A 17,720-nucleotide genomic window follows, 5' to 3' on the forward strand; every position below is an offset into this window, starting at 1 on the left:
CGGCTCGTGGTGTCCCCGCCGCGGCCGGGGATCACGTACAGCCGCTGGTGGAGCAGCACGCTGCGGGCCAGGACCACGACCTGCTGGAAGAGGCCGGACAGCGGGCGCGGGTCGGTGCGCCGACCGGTGGTGCTCAGGCGGTGGCCAGGGGCTGCGCGGCGCTCAGCCGGTGCACGGCCGTGCCGTCGGCGTGCGGGGCCAGCGGGTCGCGCAGCTGCGCGGTGGCGGTGGTGAGGAGGTGGCCGTCGTGGTCGGCTCGGAGGGTCTCCAGGGCGAAGACGACCCGGGCCGAGTCCTCGGTGAGCCGACTGCGGTGGGCGTCGCGGTGGTTCCAGCGGCGGGTCAGGATGCCGGTGGTGTCCGCGTAGACGATCTCGCCGGGCCTCGGGTGCTCGACGGTGTCGGGTTCGCCGAGCGGGGCCCCGCACGCCTACCGCGGTGCGGGCGGGGAGATCTGCCACCTGATCACGACCGTCCACCTACCCGCCGGGCCGGTGACCTGACCGGCTCGGTCGTCCAGGGCGATCGGGCGGCCTGGCTCAGTCGTCCAGGACGGCCAGGCGACGGCGGGCGGCGGACAGCGAGCGGCCCCGGGGGAGCGGGTGCCAGGGGTCGTCCGCGATGAGCTTCTCGGCGTCGGCGAGGGTCCACTGGCGGGCCGTGAGCGAGGAGTCCTCGACGTCGGCCCAGGCGACCGGCGCCGCGACGGGCGCGCCCGGCAGGGCCCGTACGGCGTAGGGGGCGACGGCGGTCTGGGCGTAGGCGTTGCGCTGGGTGTCGAGGTAGAGGCGGCCGTGGCGGTCCGCCTTGCGGGCGGCGGTGGTGAGGCGGTCCGGGTGGCGGGCGGCCAGCAGCTCGGCGAGGTCGCGGGCGAAGGCGCGGACCTCGTCGAACGGGGCCCGGCGGTCCAGCGGGACGAGGACGTGCAGGCCGCGCGAACCGGTGGTCATCGCGAGCGCGGGCAGCTCGAACTCGTCCGCCAGCAGCGCGCGCAGCAGCAGCGCGGTCTCGCGCACCGGGGCGAACTCGGTACCGGGCGGGTCGAGGTCGATGACCAGGCGGTCCGGGTGGTCGGGCCGGTCGCTGCGCGAGAGGAAGCGGTGCAGGGTGGTGCACGCCTGGTCGGCGAGGTAGACCAGGGTCGCCGTGTCCTCGCACAGGGCGTACGTCACCGTGCCGCCCTCCTTGGGCAGTTCGACCCGGTGCACCCAGTCCGGGAAGTGCTCGGGGACGTCCTTCTGGAAGAACCCGCGGTCCTCGATGCCGTCCGGGTGGCGTTCGAGCATCAGCGGTCGCCCGCGCAGGTGCGGGAGCATGCGGGCGGCGACGGCCCGGTAGTAGCGGGCGAGGTCGGCCTTGGTGACGCCGTCCTCGGGGAACAGCACCTTGTCCGGGCGGTCCACCGGCACGGTGCGGCGGCCGGCCCGGACGTTCACGGTGGCGGTCATCCCGGCCTCCCGGAGGGCTCAGGGCGTCGCCCCGGCCGCGACCTGGCGCAGGGTGTGGCCGGTGCGGGCGGAGCGGGCGCGGTACGGGTCGGGCGTGCCGTGGGCGGACGCCCGGGCGTCGGCCTCCTTGACCAGCAGCCAGGCCTCCCGATTCCCACCAGTACGGATCCGGGTGAGCGCGTAGCCGCCGTGCAGCTTGTGGCCGTCGAGCCGGAAGGAGGCGTGGCCGTGGTCGAGCGCCTCGGTGAACGGCACCGGGTGGCCGTCGCGGTCGGTGGTGAGGTTGCGGAAGGTGCCCTCGTCCCAGACGATCACCGTGCCCGCGCCGTACTCGCCCTCGGGGATGACGCCCTCGAAGGTGCGGTACTCGAGCGGGTGGTCCTCGGTGGGGGCGGCCAGGCGCTTGTCGTGCGGGTCGGTGGACGGGCCCTTCGGGACGGCCCAGGACTTCAGCACGCCGTCGGCCTCCAGCCGGAAGTCGAAGTGCAGGGTGCTCGCGTCGTGGATCTGCACCACGAAGCGCGGCTGCTCACCCGGTGGGCCGTCGTCCTCGCCGCGCGGTTCCGCCGTCCGGGTGAAGTCGCGCCGGCGGTGATAGCGGTCCAGGGCGTCTTTCGCGGTCATCGCGTCCTCCCAGGGGATGCGCTTCCGACGCGGAGCGGCTACCCCGGCCACCGGTTCTCACCCGTTCCGGACGTTACGGGACCCTCCGGCCGGGCAGCCGCCGGATGGGAGGTGGCGCGGATGGACGGGCCGGGGCTCTCCGGGCGCGAACTGCGGATCCTCACGGAGATCGAGAACGGGCTGCAGACGGACCGCCGCCTGGACCGCGCCCTGCGCACCATGCGGCACGGGCCCCGCTGGCTGGCGGGACGGCTGCTGCGGGCCGTCGCCCGGGTGCCGGTCTTCGTGTTCTCGCTGCTGGGCGCGCTGTCCGGGACCCTGCTGTTGATCAGCGCCACCGCGCACTCACCCGCGGTGCTCACCGGATTCTCCCTGGTCTGGGCGTCGTCGATCGCGCTGGGAACGGCGCGGGTGGTCGCCCGCCGCCGGGGTATCGCCCCGTGACCCCGGTGGGCCCGGCCGTTCCGGCGGTTCGTGGTCCCGCAGCTCGGTGAGCACCGCCCAGGCCACCGACACCACCGGCACGGCGACCAGCGCGCCCAGCACCCCGGCCAGCACCGCGCCGCCGATCACCGACAGCGCCACCGCCACCGGGTGGATGCGCACCGACCAGCCCAGCACCAGCGGGTGCAGCAGGTGTCCCTCGATCTGGCCGATGATCACGATCAGCGCGAGCACCAGCAGCGCGACCACCGGCCCGCGCGCGGCCAGCGCCACCAGCGCGGCGATCGCCAGCGCGATCGGGGAGCCGATCAGCGGCACCAGCGCCGCGACGAACTCCAGCACCATCAGCGGCAGCACCAGCGGCACCCGCAGGATGGCCAGGGCGATGCCGACCAGTACCGCGTTGCTCGCCGCCACGATCAGCACCCCGCGGGTGTAGCCGGCGAAGGTGTGCCAGGCCGCCCGCCCGGCCCGGCTCCAGATCGGGCGGGCCCCGGCCGGTAGCTGGCGCTGCGCCCAGCTCCACATCCGGTCGCCGGAGTGCAGGAAGAACACCGAGCAGAACACCGCGAGCGCCAGCCCGGTGGCCAGCTCGACGGCCCGGCTGGCCCCGCTGAGCGCGGTGGTCAGCAGGGCCGAGCGGTGCGCCGACAGGAACGCCCCGATCTTCGCCCGCAGGTCCGTCACGGTGCCGGGCCGCAGGCGGAAGGGGGCGCGGGTGAGCCAGTGATCGATCCGGCCGAGACCGCCGCGCAGCTCGTTGCCGATCCCGCTCCACTGGTCGGCGACGTTCGTCCCGACCAGCGCCAGGACGCCGCCGATCAGAGCGATCGCGCACACGAACGCCACCAGCACGGCGAGCGGGCGGGGCATCACCTGGTGGAGCAGATCGACCAGCGGGCGCAGCACGGAGGTGATCACCAGTGCCAGGAACAGCGCGATCACCGGCAGCCGCAGCTCGCCGAGGACGCCGACGACCAGGTACGCGGCCACGCCGAGCAGCGCCAGCCGCCAGACGTACCCGGCGGCGGTGCGCAGCCCGGTCGGGACGTGCTCAGGGGGCGCCGCCGGACGGGCCCGGCGCAGCGCCACCCGGGGCGGGCGGCTGCCGAGCGGCCGGGGGCGGCGGGCGGGCCGTCCCGGGCCGTTCACGCCCACCGGCCGGCTCCGAGGCGTCGCAGGGGTGGCACCGGCAGGGGCCGGTGCGGCCGGGTCTCCCGGCGGGGGGTGCTCACGGGACGGTGTCCGGGGTGCGTCACGGCCGGCTCAGTCGGGCGTCTCGTGCGGTTCCGGCTCGTGGGCCGGTTCGGTCAGTTCGGACTCCCGGCGGCCGTCCGGCCGGCGCTGCCCCTCCTCGGGCACGGGCGGCGGACCGTCGTCGGCCATCCGGGACTCGGGTGTCTCGACCGGGGCCGGCGGGTCCTTCGGCACGGGCGTGTCGTGCTCACGGGTCGGGTCCTGGTCGCTCATGGGGCTCGCCTCCGTCGTCCTCGGTTCGTTCGTCCTGCGGCCGGCACTTCCCGCACGGCCGGGTTCAGGCGGCCTTGTCGTGGTGGATGCGCAGCGGCCGGATGTTCTGCACCGCGGGCTCGTCGCTCTCCTGGTAGTGGGTGAGCCGGACGCCGATGTGGTAGTTCTGCACCAGCATCCAGCCGAGGAAGCCGGCGCTGACGGTGCACACCAGTCCGGCGGACGCGAGGGCCAGGCCGAGCGCGGTGCCGCGCGGCGGGCCGTCCCAGTGGCCCGCGTAGAAGCCCAGGGTGATGGCGAACAGTGCCAGCACGACCACGTTGAGTCCGGCGTGGGCGAGCCCGACGCCCTTGGCGCCGGAGTCCTTCGGGATGCCCAGCAGCCAGTCGGCGAAGCCCGGCAGTGCGGCCAGCAGGGCACCGCCGACTCCGGCGGTGTTCATGGCGATCGCGAAGTTGAGCCAGAACTGCTGGCCGTTCGCGGCGTACACGGCGAAGCCCACCAGCGTGCCGGTGTAGCCGGCCACGGGGTAGGCGATGAGCATGGGACGGACCGGATGGCCCGCGATGGTGGCCCTGCTGTACATGGAACCCTCCCGGGTGGAAGTCCTGCCCCCAGCGTCTCTCCGGCTCGGGGGCTCGTACACCTCGGCGCGGCGGGATCCCGTGCCCTCGGTCCGAGGGCCGTTCGAGCGTTTCGGCGCGCCGCGCGGCATGATGGTCGGGACGGCACCCTGCCGTTCCGAGTGGACCGGGAGCGCACGATGCCAGGGCCAATCGAGGTCCCCAGCGAGGGGGAGCAGCGGAGTGGGGGCCTGCACGTCGTGGTGGACGACCGGGCCTCGGCGCGGGTCGTCACGGTGGCCGGGGAGCTGGACCACGACTCGGCGCACGTGCTGCGCGCCGCGCTGGCGCGACCGCTGCACGACGGCGTGCGACGGATCGTGGTCGACCTCGCGGAGCTGCGGTTCTGCGACTCCACCGGCCTGAACATCCTGCTGCGCGCCCGGCTCGACGCGGACGCGGCCGGGCGGACCCTCGAAGTCGCGCGGCCGCAGCCGATCGTGGCCAGGCTGTTCGAGGTCACCGGCACCGACACCGTGCTGCGGGTCCAGCCCGACCCGGACGCGGAGCTCGGTCCCCCGGAGGCCGCCGACGCCCCTCCTCCCGACCCGGAGTGAGGTGGCGGGCCGTGAGCCCACCGGGGAGTGACGGACTGCCGGGGGCCGGGCGGACCGGACGACCCGTGTTCGCGGGCAGCGAGGGCGCGGTGCGGCGCAGCCGTCGCGTTGGTACGCGGATCCGGGTCGGCCGGGCGGGCACGGTCTGCGGGTGGTGAACCGGCTCGCCCGGGCCTGGGGGGCGGCGCCCGAGGACGGGGGCAAGCTGGTCTGGCTCGAGGTGCCGTCCCCACTGGACCTGCCCGGCCACTGACGCCGGCCGCGTCGTCGCGGAAAGCCGTTCGCGCCGTCGCGGAAAACGGACGAACCGGGCGAAAGGTGAGTCGGCCGCCGGATACCGGGTAGAAGCCCCGTGCAGCGGCCGCGGATTCGCGGCGCTGCCTGGAGAATCACCGTGTCCGGCATCCTGGAGACCGCGCCTTCGGCGCCGTCCGATCTGCCCCCGCGCCCGACCGAGGCCGAGCTCCGCGCGATGGGGAAGGCCGAGGCGCGCGAACTGAGCGACGCGCTGTTCGAGCGGCTGTCCGGGCTGGCCCGGGAGAGCGCCGCCTACAGCTACGTGCGCGGCACGATCATCGAACTCAACATGCCGCTGGTGCGGTTCATCGCCGCCCGCTTCCGGCACCGGGCCGAGGACATGGACGACATCCTCCAGGTGGGCACGATCGGCCTGATCAAGGCCGTCGACGGCTACGACCCGCAGCGCGGCGTCGAGTTCGTCACCTACGCGATCCCCACCATCATGGGCGAGGTCAAGAGGTACTTCCGGGACACCTCCTGGCCCGTGCGCGTCCCGCGGAGCATGCAGGAGCTGTACCTGACGGTGGCCCGGGGCTCGGACCGGCTGGAGCAACGACTCGGCCGCCTCCCGCAGCCGGCGGAGATCGCCGATGACCTCCACCTGACCGTCGAGCAGACCACCGAGGGCCTGGTCGCGGGCCGGGTCTACCGCCCCAGCTCGCTGGACGCGCTGCGCGAGCAGGACACCGACGAGAGCGGCAGCGCCATGCTGGACCGGCTCGGCGACTGCGACCCGGGCATCGAACTGGCCGACTTCCGCACCGCCGTGCGCCCCCTGCTCGCCGAACTGCCCGAGCGCGAACAGGCCGTGCTCAAACTCCGCTTCTGGGACGGCTGCACCCAGTCCGAGATCGCGGCGCGCATCGGCGTCTCCCAGATGCACGTCTCCCGGCTGCTGAGCGCCACCCTGACCCGGCTGCGCGAACGGCTGGAGGACCGCGACGCCCCGGGCTGGGCCGAGGAAGCGGAGGACTGCGGCTGAGGCCGAACTGCTCCGCCGTCCGGCGTTTCCGGGCCCCCGCAGTGGATAGTCGCGCTGCGGGGGTCGCTGCGGGAAGGGACCTGGAGGAGGAACACGATGGCGCGCCGCCAGCCGAAGGACCACAGCCTGGCGCACGGCCGCCTCGGCGCGCCCGGAGCCTTCATCGCTCAGGCCTCACCGTGGGCCGAGGGCACCGTGATCGCGTTGTACGGAGAACTCGACCTGGACTCGATCACCGAGCTGAACGCGGTGCTCCTGCCGGCCCTGGCCGAGCCCGCCACGGTGATCGTGATCGACTGCGCCGGGCTGGACTTCTGCGACTCCACCGGGCTCAACGCCCTGCTGCGCGCCCAGGCCCGGGCGCTCGACGAGGGCAGCCGGATCGAGCTGGCCCGCCCCCGGCCGCTGGTCCTGCGGATGCTCGAACTCACCGGTGCCACCGACGCCTTCCGAGTGCGCGACACCGTCCCCGGCTGAGGCCGCCGGGGGAGCGGAGGAAGGAGCCGGCCGTGGCCGCACTGCTGATCGACGGTGACGACCTGGTCGTCCGCCTGGCGTGGTGGGAGCGGATCGTGACCCGCCGCAGGGAGGTCCGGGTGCCGCTGGACGCCGTCACGGCGGTCGAGATCCAGCCGGACCGCTGGCGGGCGCTGCACGGCGTCCGGGAGGGCGGGCTGGCCGTACCCGGCGCGCTCTGCCTGGGCGTGTGGCGGCACAAGGACGGACGGGACTTCGTGGCCCTGCGCGGGCACCGGCACGCCGTGCTGCGCGTGGAATTGCGCCGACCGGCGCCGTTCGCCGGGCTCGCCGTGGAGACGGACGACGTGCTGCGGACCGCGGCCGAGCTGCGGACGCTCGCTGGGCACGCCGTCGCCCCGCCCGAGCGGCAGGCGGGCGCGCCGCCCCCGCCTGAGCCGGCGCCGCGGTGACCGGGGCTGCCACCGCCGGGCTTCCGGTGGCACAGTGGGAGCAGGGCGGTGGCCCGCCGCCCCGGGCCGGGGTGCCCAGGAGGCGCCCGGCCGTGCGATCCGGACGGTGGACCGATGGACGAGCACCCTGAGAACGGGCTTGCCGAACAGCCGCTGCGGCAGCTGCTCGCCGGGCTCACGGCGGTCCGCGACGGAGACTTCCGCACCCGGCTGGACCCGGACCGGCCGGGGGAACTGGGGGAGATCGCCACGGTCTTCAACGGGATGTCCGAGCAGCTGTCCCGGGTCACCTCGGAGGTGACCAGGGTCGCCCGGGAGGTCGGCACGGAGGGCCGGCTCGGCGGGCAGGCCCAGGTGCCGGACCTGACCGGGACGTGGCTGGACCTCACCGACTCGGTGAACGCGATGGCGGGCAACCTGACCGGCCAGGTCCGGGCGATCGCGCGGGTGGCCACCGCCGTCGCCTCGGGCGACCTCACCCAGAAGATCCGGGTGGACGCGCGCGGCGAGATCCTGGACCTCAAGGAGACCCTCAACACGATGGTCGACCAGCTGTCCGCCTTCGCCGACGAGGTCACCCGGGTCGCCCGTGAGGTCGGTACCGCCGGGAACCTGGGCGGGCAGGCGACCGTCCGGGGCGTCTCCGGCACCTGGAAGGACCTCACCGACAACGTCAACGTGATGGCCTCCAACCTCACCGGCCAGGTCCGCTCGATGTCCGAGGTGGCGACGGCCGTCGCGCGCGGGGACCTCTCGAAGAAGATCACCGTGGAGGCCAAGGGCGAGGTCGCGGCGCTCGCCGCCGCGATCAACACCATGGTCGACACCCTCTCGGTCTTCGCCGACGAGGTGACCAGGGTGGCCCGCGAGGTCGGCACCGAGGGCATCCTGGGCGGCCAGGCCCGGGTGCCGAACGTCGCCGGGACGTGGAAGGACCTCACCGAGAACGTCAACTTCATGGCGCACAACCTCACCAGCCAGGTGCGCAACATCGCCCAGGTGACCACCGCCGTCGCCGAGGGCGACCTCACCCGCAAGATCGACGTCGACGCCCGCGGGGAGATCCTGGAGCTGAAGACCACCGTCAACACGATGGTGGAGCAGCTGAGCTCCTTCGCCGCCGAGGTGACCAGGGTGGCCCGCGAGGTCGGCAGCGAGGGCCGACTCGGCGGCCAGGCCCGGGTGGAGGGCGTCTCCGGCACCTGGAAGCGGCTCACCGAGAACGTCAACGAGCTGGCCGGCAACCTCACTCGGCAGGTCCGGGCGATCGCCGAGGTCACCAGCGCCGTCGCGGCCGGCGACCTGACCCGCTCGATCAGCGTGGACGCCTCCGGCGAGGTCGCCGACCTCAAGGACAACATCAACGCCATGGTCGAGTCGCTGCGCGAGACCATCCAGGCCAACCAGGAACAGGACTGGCTGAACACCAATCTGGCCCGCTTCTCCGCCGCGATCCAGGGCCGCCGGGACATCCAGGCCGTCGCCGAGATGATCACCGACGAGCTGACGCCCCTGGTCGACGCCCAGTACGGCGCCTTCTTCCTGGCCGAGGAGACCGACGGCGGCACCGAACTGGTCCGGATCAGCGCCTACGGCCGGTCGGCGGACGAACTCTCCGACCAGCGGGTCAAGTTGGGCGAGTCCCTGGTCGGCCAGGCGGCGCGCAGCCGGCGGATCATCGCGGTCGACGAGCTGCCGCCCGGCTACGCCGTCATCGCCTCCGGCGCCGGGGCCGCCGACGCCCGCTCGCTCGTCCTGCTGCCCATCGCGCTGGAGGAATGGCTGCTCGGTGTCCTGGAGTTCGCCTCCGTTCACCCCTTCACCGAGGTGCACCGTGACTTCCTGGCGCAGTTCACCGAGGCCTGCGGCGTCAACATCGGCACCCTGCTGGCCAACGCGCGCACCGACGAACTGCTCGGCGAGTCGCAGCGGCTCACCGCCGAACTGCAGGCGAGGTCCGAGGAGTTGCAGGCCGGGCAGGAGGAACTCCGCCACTCCAACGCGGAACTGGAGGAACAGGCCGCGCTGCTCGCCGACCGCAACCGCGACATCGAGGCCAAGAACCTGGAGATCGAACAGGCCCGCCAGGAACTCGAGGAACGCGCCCGGCAGTTGAGCCTGACCTCGATGTACAAGTCCGAGTTCCTCGCCAACATGAGCCACGAGCTGCGCACCCCGCTGAACAGCCTGCTGATCCTCGCCCAACTGCTCGCCCAGAACGCCACCGGCAACCTCACCGCCAAGCAGGTCGAGTACGCGGGCGTCATCCACTCCGCCGGAACCGACCTCCTCCAGCTCATCAACGACATCCTCGACCTCTCCAAGGTCGAGGCCGGCAAGATGGAGCTGACGCCCGAACCCTTCGCCGTTCGCGAACTGCTGGAGTACGTCGAGTCCAGCTTCCTGCCCCTCGCCGACCAGAAGGGCCTCACCTTCGCGGTCACCGTCGACCGGACCGTGCCGGACGAACTCGTCACCGACCAGGCACGGCTGCGCCAGGTGCTGCGCAACCTCCTCTCCAACGCGATCAAGTTCACCGACAAGGGCCGGGTGGAGCTGCGGATCCAGTGCGTCGAGGGCCCCGAGCTGCCGCCCGAACTCGGCCGCGCGGGGGCGGCGGTGGCCTTCCACGTCGAGGACACCGGCATCGGCATCGACCCCACCCAGCTGGACACCATCTTCGGCGCCTTCCAACAGGCCGACGGCACCACCAGCCGCCGCTACGGCGGCACCGGTCTCGGCCTGTCGATCAGCCGGGAGCTCGCCCGGCTGCTCGGCGGCACCCTCACCGTCGCCTCCATCGCCGGGCAGGGCAGCCGCTTCACGTTCTACCTGCCCCTCGGGGCGCTCGAGCGGCCCCACGGTGGCCGGGCGGGCGCGCCCGGGGTCCTGGTGGTCGAACCCGAGCCGCCCGGCCTGCTCACCCTGCTCGCCCGCGCCGCCGTCGAGTCCCTGGGCGCCGCCGCGCCGGCGGTGCGGATCGACACCGCCCAGGACGAACCGGGGCTGCGGGCTGCCCTCGCCACCGGGCCGCACCGCTGCGTGCTGCTCGACCTCGCCCACTCCGGACAGCTCGCGCCCGCCCTGCTCGACGTGCTGGGGGACGCCACCCCGGTCCTCGGCTACCAGGGCGACGGCGCGTCCGACGCGGTCGCGGTGGGAGGAGTGGAACTCACCCACGGACTGGACGACCTGCGCGAGCGCGTGATCCAGCGGCTCGGCGGCCGCCACCCGGCCGACCCCGGCCCCGAGGCCGCCGCCCAGGCCACCGACGAGCGGCTCGCCGGGCGGACCGCCCTGATCGTCGACGACGACGTGCGCAACGTCTTCGCCCTGGCCTCCGTCCTGGAGGAGAACGGACTGACCGTGCTGCACGCCAACGACGGCCGGACCGGGCTCGAACTGCTGCGCGCCCACCCCGAGACCGACCTCGTCCTGATGGACGTCATGATGCCCGGCCTCGACGGCTACGCCGCGATCGCCGCCATCCGCGCCGACGAGCGCTTCGCCCGCCTGCCGGTCATCGCCGTCACGGCGAAGGCCATGCCCGGCGACAAGGACAAGAGCCTCGCGGCGGGCGCCGACGATCACGTCACCAAACCCGTCGACACCACCCGGCTGATCGACCGGTTGCACCGCTGGCTGGACGCGCCATGACCGCCCGGCCCGAGCTCGAGGAGAGCACCGCCTTGGCCCTCGCCGGGACGGTCCGCCGCCTGCAGGACGCCGCCGCCCGGCTGCGGGCCGAGGCCCGCATCCGTAGCGTCGTCGACCTGGCCACCGGCATCCTGTCCGAGCGCCTCGGCGTCCTCCCCGCCGAGGCGGCCGCCCACCTGGTCCGGCTGGCCCGCGAGGCCGGCGTCCCGGTCGTGGCCCTGGCGGCCGACATCACGGGGCTGCCCGCGGTCGAACTCGAGGCAGCCCGCGCGCCGACACCCGGGACGGCGGGTGGGTCGGCGCCCGGGACGGCGGGTGGGTCGGCGCCCGCGTCGCCACCCGTCGCCCCCGCCATCGCCGCCGAGCCCGACCTGCAGCGGGCCGCCGGGGCCGTCCTGGAACAGCTGACGGCCTCGCTCGGGGTCCGCTCCCTCGCCGTCTGGCAACGCCTGCCCGGCGGCGCGCTCGCGCTCGCCGCGCACAGCGGATTCGCCGAGGCCGAGGCCGAGGCCTGGAGCCGGGTCCCGCCCGGCGTCGCCACCCCGGCCCAGCAGGTCGTCGGCGGCGCGGCGGAGCTGTGGCCCGGCGATCCGACCGCCGCCGGGCCGTCGATCGGGACCGGAGTGGTCCGGGCGGTCCTGCCACTGCTGGAGACGGGCCGACGGCGCGGCGCGCTGGAGGTGCTCTGGCCCGAGCCCGGGCCGGCCCTCACCCCGTCCCAGCGCCGCCAGCTCCGGGCCCTCGCCGAGCTCTGCACGACCCTCCTCGGCCCGGCCGGCGAACCCCCGATGCCCGAGGACCTCGACGTCCTCCTCGAAGGACTGCTCACCCCCGCGCTGCTGCTGGAACCGGAGCTCAGGGGCGGTCACCTCGCCGACTTCACGATCCGGCGGGTCAACGCGCAGTTCCGCGACCCACTGGGCCGCCCCCGGGACGCGCTGGAGGGCACGTCGTTCCTGGAGGCCTACCCGGTCGCCGGCGCCACCGGGCTGTTCGAGCGGCTGCTGGCGGTGCACCGGAGCGGAGTTCCGCTGCCCGGCGGATCCGTCCAGCTGGTGCTCCGGGACGGGCCGCTCGCGGTGCCCGTCACCGTACGGCTCGCGGTCGCCCCGCTCGGCGGGCAGCTGCTGGTCGGCTGGGAAGCGGAGACCCGGCCGCCGGACGAGGACGAGCAGACCGCACTGCTGCGCCAGGCACAGCGGCTGGCCCGGGTCGCCGGGTTCGAGGAGGACGCCGATCACGGCCGGATCCGCTGGAGCGCCGGCCTCCGGGAGTTCTTCGGCCTACCCGCCGGAGCGCCGCCCGTCCCGCTGGCCCAGCTCGCCCGGCACGTCCACCCGGACGACGAGCCCGCCGTGCGGCGCCTGGTCGACACCGTCCGGCACCGCCTGCGAACCTCCTCCGCGGTGTTCCGGCTGGCCCGCCCGGACGGCAGCTACCACTACACCCGGGTCATCGCCGAGCCCGTCCTCGACGACGCGGGCCGGTTGGCCGCACTACGCGGCGCCTACCACGACGTCTCCGCCCAGCACCGGACCGAGCTCGCCCTCGGCGCCACCCGGGCGCGCCTGGCCGACAGCGAGCAGGAGTCGGCCGAACGCGCCCAGCTGGCCCTGCGGCTCCAGCAGGCCATCCTGCCCACCGCGCCGCCACCGCTCGGGGTGAACGGCCTGCGGGCCGCCGTGCGCTACCGCCCGGCCGCCAAGCGCGACCGGGTCGGCGGCGACTGGTACGACATCCTGCCGCTGCCCGACAAGCGCGTCCTGCTCGCCGTCGGGGATGTCGCCGGGCACGGCGTCGGCGCCGCCACCGGGATGGTCGCGCTGCGCCACGCCCTGCGCGGTCTGGCCGTCACCGGGGCGGGCCCGGCCCAGCTGCTGGAGTGGGCCAACACCGTGGCGCTGCGGGAACCGGGGCAGGTCACCGCCACCGCCGTGTGCGTGCTGCTCGACCCGGCCGGCGGCGAGCTGCGCTGGGCGCGGGCCGGCCACCTGCCGCCGATCCGGCTGGGCCGCGACGGCGCGCACGTGCTGCCGCTGCCGCACGGGGTGCTGCTCGGGGCCCTGGACGAGGCCCGGTACGAGGAGCACCGGGTGCACCTGTCCACCGGGGACGTGCTGCTGCTCTACACCGACGGCCTGGTCGAACGGCGGGACCGGCCGGTGGAGGACTCCGTCGACCAGCTGATCCGCACGGCCGGGGCCCCGGGGCCGGACCTCGAGCACTACCTGGACCGGTTGCTCGACCTCAGCCCCGCCGACACCGAGGACGACACCTGTCTGATCGCCGTCCGGGTCGAGTAGGGCGCGCGCCGGGCTCGACCGGGGCCCGGGGTGTGGCCGGCGACTCGCCCGTCCGGGGCCGGTGGAACGTTACGGACGGAGCCCGCAGGGTAGGCGCGGCCTGGTAGCGGGGGGCGGCCGACACCGGGACGGAAGGGGAATCCCCATGCTGCTAGGACTTCTGCTGATGGCGGCCTCCGGCGCCTTCATCGGGCTGCTGATCGCCGACAACCTCGCCGGCGGGCCGGAGTACCAGGTGACGATCCTCGGCAACGACCTCGTGAAGCTCGACAGCCTCGGCATCTTCCTCTCCGGCGTCGCCCTCGCCCTGCTCTTCTGCCTGGGCTTGGCCCTGATGCGGCTGTCCCGGCGCGCCGTCCGGCCTCCGGTCCGGACCGCCGGGTACCGCGACGCCCGCCCGGTGGAACCGGTAGCGCCGCTGGAGACGCTCGACACCTCGGCCGGGACGGCACCGGCGACCCCGGAGGAGCGCGCCGCCGAACAGGGCGGCCGGGCCGCCGGGATCCCGCGGGAGCCGCAGCGGCGCCGCAGCCGGCACCTGTTCGGGCACTGAACCGGGCACTGCACCCGGGCACTGAATCCGGCACGGATTCGGGCACTGTATCGGGCACGGAGGTCACGGGAGGTCGGCGGCGGGCGGACGGAAACCGGCAAGACCCGGGGCACCGGATGGAGGACGGAGGTGTGGTCGGATGGTCGGAGTCCGGGTGCCCTCCCGCTCGCGCTCCTCCCCGTGGCCGTGGGCGCGCCGACTGCCGCTGTCCGCCCGGCCGGGCACGATCTCCGAGGCGCGCTCCTGCACCGCCGCGTTCCTGGCCGACGTGGCCGACCCCCTGGTGGTCGCCGACGCCGTCCTGCTGGTGTCGGAGCTGGTCGGCAACGCCATCCGGCACACCGGCGCCCCGGACTCGCTGCTCCTGGTGCGCTGCCCGGGCCTGCTGCGGATCGAGGTCAGCGACGCGAGCCGGCGGCCACCGCTGCCGCGGACGCCGTACGGCCCGATCGAGACCGGCGGCCTCGGGCTGTTCCTGCTGGGCCGCCTGGCGCTGCGCTGGGGCTGGTATCCGGCGGGACCGGGCAAGGCCGTCTGGTGTGAACTGCGGATCCCCGAGGGCTGACGGGCCGCCCGATCGCCCCTCCGGCGGCGGCGATCACCAGCTGGGCCCGGCAGGGGGACCCCGGGGGCGACGGCTTCGCGGCGGCACCCGGGTGCACGCGGTGCCGCCGCGCGACCCGGCGAGCGGCTGAGCGCGACCGCCACCGGGTTGGCCGATCTGGCGCTCATGGTGTCCTCCAGGGGGATTGCGCAGGCCGGTCGACCCGCCCCTCCATGGCACCGCGTGCCCGCCCCATGCGCATGGGACCACGGTCCCGTCCCGGTGCCGGCCGCCGACTACGCGCTGTCCGGCCCCCATCCCTCGAGGGTGGCCGCCGCCCAGGCCCGCACCCGCTCCGGGAACCCCGCAGCCGGGAAGGTCCTGTCCTGGCCGACCTCCGCGATCGTGACCGCGAACCCGCCCCGCGGCGCCCCCGCCCCCGCCCCCGTCCCCGTCTCCGCCCCCGTCCCCGGCGCGACCGCCGCGGCCGGCGCCCGGCCCCTCACCCGGTGCGAGTTCGCCGCCCGGGCCCGCCCGACCAGCCCGTTCACCGCCGGCAGCCCGCCGTCGAGGTACGCCCGCAGGAACGCCCGTGCCCGGGCCCCGCCGCCGACGGCCAGCCGGCTCGGGTGCTGCAGCAGGAAGCAGGCCACCGACACCCCGTGCAGCGGCCCCCACGGCTCCGCCCGCGAGTGGTCCAGCGCGAGCAGCCGGTGGAACAGTTCCTCGCACCCCGGCGCCCCGCACTCCCCACAGCGGTCCGTCACGCCCGGACCTCCTTGCTCAGGTACATCGACGACACGCCGTAGCCGCTGCGGCGGTACAGGGCGATGGCGGCCTCGTTGCCGCCGAAGACGTTCAGCGCGAGCGCCGTCATGCCCTCGCGGGCGACGAGCCGCTCGGCGGCGGCGAGGACGGCCGTGCCGTACCCCTGACGGCGGAACGGCGGGAGGACGTGGATGTGGTAGAGCCAGGCGGAGGTGGAGGTGCCGGCCTCGGCGCGGGGGTCGGGGCCGATCCAGGCGGTGCCGACGGTCTCGCCCGACGCGTTCTCGGCCACCACCAGGTGGTGGCCGGCGGTGGCGAGGCCGTCCGGGAGGAACCTGGCGGTGCCCTGGCGGGTGCGCTCCAAGGCGAGTTCCTCGGGCATGAGTTTGGCGAGTTCGCGCACCGTCTCGGCCTCGCGGGTCTCGGTGGCCGCCTGGTACTCGGCCGGGGTCATCTGACGCAGGGTCACGGTCCGCTCGTCCATGCCGCCATCCTTGACCAGACGGCGGCGGCAGCGAAACCGGTTTTGCCTCGGGTAGGCGAGGGCGTGGTACCGCGGTACTACGGACGGCCCGATGATCAGCCCGCGGTGCCACGGTTCCGGGCACCGCCCGCCCTTAGCGTGGAGCCGTGGGCGGCCGGGAGGGCCCGGCCCCTGAGCGTAAGGGCGAGCGATGATCGAGGCGCACCAGCTGACGAAGCGGTACGGCGAGAAGACCGCCGTGGACGGGCTGGACTTCACGGTCCGGCCGGGAGCGGTGACCGGGTTCCTCGGGCCCAACGGGGCCGGCAAGTCGACCACCATGCGGATGATCGTCGGACTGGACGCGCCCACCAGCGGCTCGGTGCGCGTCAACGGCCGCCGGTACGCCGAGCACGCCGCGCCGCTGCAGGAGGTCGGCGCGCTGCTGGAGGCCAAGTCGATCCACCCCGGCCGTTCGGCGTTCAACCACCTGATGGCCCAGGCCCACACCCACGGCATCCCGCGCCGCCGGGTCGACGAGGTCATCGAGCTGACCGGCCTGCAGTCGGTGGCCCGCAAGCGCGCCGGGGCGTTCTCGCTCGGCATGGGGCAGCGGCTCGGCATCGCGGCCGCCCTGCTGGGCGACCCGGCCACGGTGATGCTGGACGAGCCGGTCAACGGGCTCGACCCCGAGGGCGTGCTGTGGATCCGCAACCTGCTCACCTCGCTCGCCGCCGAGGGTCGGACGGTCTTCGTCTCCTCGCACCTGATGAGCGAGGTCTCGCTGGTCGCCGACCACCTGATCATCGTCGGACGCGGCAAGCTGCTGGCCGACACCACCGTCCAGGAGCTGGTCCAGCAGGCCGGCGGCGACGTCGTCAAGGTGGCCAGCGCCGACCCGAGTCGGCTGCGCTCGCTGCTCGCCGGACCGGGCGTGGAGATCACCGGCCGCACCGGCTCGGAGGAGCTGCTGGTCACCGGCCGGACGGCCCGCGAGATCGGGCTCACCGCCGCCGAGCACGGCATCGCCGTGTTCGAGCTGACCCCCCGCACGGTCTCCCTGGAGGAGGCGTTCATGGACCTCACCCGGGACGCCGTCGAGTACCACGGCACCACGACCACCACCGAGAGCACCGAGACCACGAGGAGCGCGGCATGAGCACGATCGCCCCCAGTCAGCCGTCCACGCCCGCCGAGCTGCGCCCCGCCCGTCCCGCCTACAAGGTGACGGCCGCGCGCGTGCTGCGCTCGGAGTGGGCCAAGCTGTGGTCGCTGCGCTCCACCTGGATCACCCTCGGCCTGGCCCTGCTGTTCCTGGTCGCCTTCGGCCTGATCGCCGCCTTCCAGTTCAAGTCGCGGATCACCTCCGGCCGCCCTATGGACCGGGACTTCGCCGCCGCGACCACGCTCAGCCTCTCCCTGTTCGGCACCAACTTCGCCCAGCTGGCGCTCGGCGTCCTCGGGGTCCTGGTCGCGGCCGGCGAGTACTCGACCGGCATGATCCGCTCCACCCTGGCCGCCGTGCCGCGCCGCCTGCCGGTGCTGTGGTCCAAGGCCGCCGTGTACGGCCTGATCGCCCTGGTGCTGGGCACCGTCGGGGTGTTCGTCGCCTTTTCGGCCGACAGCGGCATCCTGTCCAGCACCAAGGCGGCGATGACCTTCTCCGACGCCGGCGTGGTGCGCGGCCTGCTCGGGGCCGGGCTCTACCTCGGCCTGGTCGGCGTGATCGGCGTCGCCCTCGGCGCGCTGCTGCGCTCGGTGGCCGGCGGCATCGCCGTCCTGGTCGCCTCGCTGATGCTGATCCCCGGGCTGACCTCGCTGCTGCCCACCTCCTGGCAGAGCCACATCAGCCCCTACCTGCCCAGCCACGCCGGTGAGGCGATGTTCACCCTGCACCACGACTCGACCTTGCTCTCGCCGACGGCCGGCCTGCTGGTCTTCCTCGGCTGGACGGTGCTCGCGCTGGGCGGCGCCGCCGTACGGCTGCTGCGCACCGACGCCTGAGCCCGAGCGGACAGCCGCCTGGCACACTCGCGGTGCGGCGCCGGAGGGGAC

Annotated in this window: 18 protein-coding genes and 1 pseudogene; 11 read left to right on the top strand and 8 right to left on the bottom strand. The window is 74.6% G+C overall.

Annotation, left to right across the window (positions count from 1 at the left end):
• Positions 1 to 133: 133 nt before the first annotated feature.
• From ACWCYO_RS18470 to ACWCYO_RS18480, 3 genes and pseudogenes are all read right to left on the bottom strand, one after another.
• Positions 134 to 418: pseudogene (locus ACWCYO_RS18470) on the bottom strand (hypothetical protein); the annotation flags it as partial.
• Between the two features lie 121 nt (positions 419 to 539).
• Positions 540 to 1,448, bottom strand: a complete 909-nt coding sequence (gene ligD, locus ACWCYO_RS18475) for a non-homologous end-joining DNA ligase (RefSeq protein WP_449784795.1) — start codon at positions 1,446 to 1,448, stop codon at positions 540 to 542.
• Between the two features lie 18 nt (positions 1,449 to 1,466).
• A complete protein-coding gene (locus ACWCYO_RS18480) occupies positions 1,467 to 2,072 on the bottom strand; it encodes a DNA polymerase ligase N-terminal domain-containing protein (protein ID WP_270139705.1) in 606 nt (201 codons plus the stop codon).
• A 120-nt stretch (positions 2,073 to 2,192) separates the two neighbouring features.
• Between ACWCYO_RS18480 and ACWCYO_RS18485 the strand changes: the two genes are divergently transcribed.
• Positions 2,193 to 2,516 (top strand): DUF3040 domain-containing protein, encoded by a 324-nt coding sequence (locus ACWCYO_RS18485; RefSeq protein ID WP_449784796.1) that lies wholly within the window; start codon positions 2,193 to 2,195, stop codon positions 2,514 to 2,516.
• Here ACWCYO_RS18485 and ACWCYO_RS18490 read toward each other — a convergent pair.
• The 3 genes from ACWCYO_RS18490 to ACWCYO_RS18500 all read right to left on the bottom strand — a co-directional run bounded on the left by ACWCYO_RS18490 (position 2,418) and on the right by ACWCYO_RS18500 (position 4,572).
• Positions 2,418 to 3,668, bottom strand: coding sequence for an AI-2E family transporter (locus ACWCYO_RS18490; RefSeq protein ID WP_449784806.1), 1,251 nt, complete (start codon positions 3,666 to 3,668; stop codon positions 2,418 to 2,420). The two genes, ACWCYO_RS18485 and ACWCYO_RS18490, sit on opposite strands and share 99 nt — an antisense overlap.
• 114 nt (positions 3,669 to 3,782) lie before the next feature.
• Positions 3,783 to 3,986: a hypothetical protein gene (locus tag ACWCYO_RS18495; RefSeq protein WP_270139699.1), complete on the bottom strand. Its 204-nt coding sequence runs from the start codon at positions 3,984 to 3,986 to the stop codon at positions 3,783 to 3,785.
• A gap of 64 nt (positions 3,987 to 4,050) precedes the next feature.
• A complete protein-coding gene (locus tag ACWCYO_RS18500; protein ID WP_449784797.1) occupies positions 4,051 to 4,572 on the bottom strand; it encodes a DUF2231 domain-containing protein in 522 nt (173 codons plus the stop codon).
• 177 nt (positions 4,573 to 4,749) lie between these two features.
• Here ACWCYO_RS18500 and ACWCYO_RS18505 point away from each other — a divergent pair, with 177 nt between their 5' ends.
• From ACWCYO_RS18505 to ACWCYO_RS18540, 8 genes are all read left to right on the top strand, one after another.
• The gene (locus tag ACWCYO_RS18505; protein ID WP_449784798.1) at positions 4,750 to 5,166 is read left to right on the top strand and encodes an STAS domain-containing protein; all 417 of its coding nucleotides are present in this window, start codon (positions 4,750 to 4,752) and stop codon (positions 5,164 to 5,166) included.
• 394 nt (positions 5,167 to 5,560) lie between these two features.
• Positions 5,561 to 6,448 carry a SigB/SigF/SigG family RNA polymerase sigma factor gene (locus ACWCYO_RS18510; RefSeq protein WP_449784799.1) on the top strand — a complete coding sequence of 296 codons (888 nt, stop codon included), beginning with the start codon at positions 5,561 to 5,563 and terminating at the stop codon, positions 6,446 to 6,448.
• A 96-nt stretch (positions 6,449 to 6,544) separates the two neighbouring features.
• The gene (locus ACWCYO_RS18515; RefSeq protein WP_270139692.1) at positions 6,545 to 6,925 is read left to right on the top strand and encodes an STAS domain-containing protein; all 381 of its coding nucleotides are present in this window, start codon (positions 6,545 to 6,547) and stop codon (positions 6,923 to 6,925) included.
• A 32-nt stretch (positions 6,926 to 6,957) separates the two neighbouring features.
• The gene (locus ACWCYO_RS18520; protein WP_449784800.1) at positions 6,958 to 7,377 is read left to right on the top strand and encodes a hypothetical protein; all 420 of its coding nucleotides are present in this window, start codon (positions 6,958 to 6,960) and stop codon (positions 7,375 to 7,377) included.
• A 114-nt stretch (positions 7,378 to 7,491) separates the two neighbouring features.
• Entirely contained in the window at positions 7,492 to 11,034 is a 3,543-nt protein-coding gene (locus tag ACWCYO_RS18525; RefSeq protein ID WP_270139689.1) for a HAMP domain-containing protein, read from the top strand.
• A complete protein-coding gene (locus ACWCYO_RS18530) occupies positions 11,031 to 13,337 on the top strand; it encodes a SpoIIE family protein phosphatase (RefSeq protein WP_449784801.1) in 2,307 nt (768 codons plus the stop codon). The genes ACWCYO_RS18525 and ACWCYO_RS18530 overlap by 4 nt, the downstream gene beginning before the upstream one ends.
• Positions 13,338 to 13,482: 145 nt before the next feature.
• Positions 13,483 to 13,890 carry a hypothetical protein gene (locus ACWCYO_RS18535; protein ID WP_449784802.1) on the top strand — a complete coding sequence of 136 codons (408 nt, stop codon included), beginning with the start codon at positions 13,483 to 13,485 and terminating at the stop codon, positions 13,888 to 13,890.
• 139 nt (positions 13,891 to 14,029) lie between these two features.
• Positions 14,030 to 14,455: an ATP-binding protein gene (locus tag ACWCYO_RS18540; RefSeq protein ID WP_270139683.1), complete on the top strand. Its 426-nt coding sequence runs from the start codon at positions 14,030 to 14,032 to the stop codon at positions 14,453 to 14,455.
• 275 nt (positions 14,456 to 14,730) lie between these two features.
• Here the strand turns inward: ACWCYO_RS18540 and ACWCYO_RS18545 are convergent, their stop codons facing one another.
• Together ACWCYO_RS18545 and ACWCYO_RS18550 are read right to left on the bottom strand one after the other, a co-directional pair.
• Complete coding sequence (locus tag ACWCYO_RS18545) at positions 14,731 to 15,201, bottom strand: DUF5946 family protein (protein ID WP_449784803.1); 471 nt, start codon at positions 15,199 to 15,201, stop codon at positions 14,731 to 14,733.
• Positions 15,198 to 15,686 carry a GNAT family N-acetyltransferase gene (locus ACWCYO_RS18550; protein WP_449784804.1) on the bottom strand — a complete coding sequence of 163 codons (489 nt, stop codon included), beginning with the start codon at positions 15,684 to 15,686 and terminating at the stop codon, positions 15,198 to 15,200. The genes ACWCYO_RS18545 and ACWCYO_RS18550 overlap by 4 nt, the downstream gene beginning before the upstream one ends.
• A gap of 190 nt (positions 15,687 to 15,876) precedes the next feature.
• Between ACWCYO_RS18550 and ACWCYO_RS18555 the strand changes: the two genes are divergently transcribed.
• Both ACWCYO_RS18555 and ACWCYO_RS18560 read left to right on the top strand, forming a co-directional pair.
• Positions 15,877 to 16,824, top strand: a complete 948-nt coding sequence (locus tag ACWCYO_RS18555) for an ABC transporter ATP-binding protein (RefSeq protein WP_270139678.1) — start codon at positions 15,877 to 15,879, stop codon at positions 16,822 to 16,824.
• A complete protein-coding gene (locus ACWCYO_RS18560) occupies positions 16,821 to 17,669 on the top strand; it encodes an ABC transporter permease (protein WP_270139676.1) in 849 nt (282 codons plus the stop codon). Before ACWCYO_RS18555 ends, ACWCYO_RS18560 begins: the two co-directional genes overlap by 4 nt.
• Positions 17,670 to 17,720: the final 51 nt, after the last annotated feature.

This window comes from Kitasatospora sp. NPDC001683 (assembly GCF_053596495.1).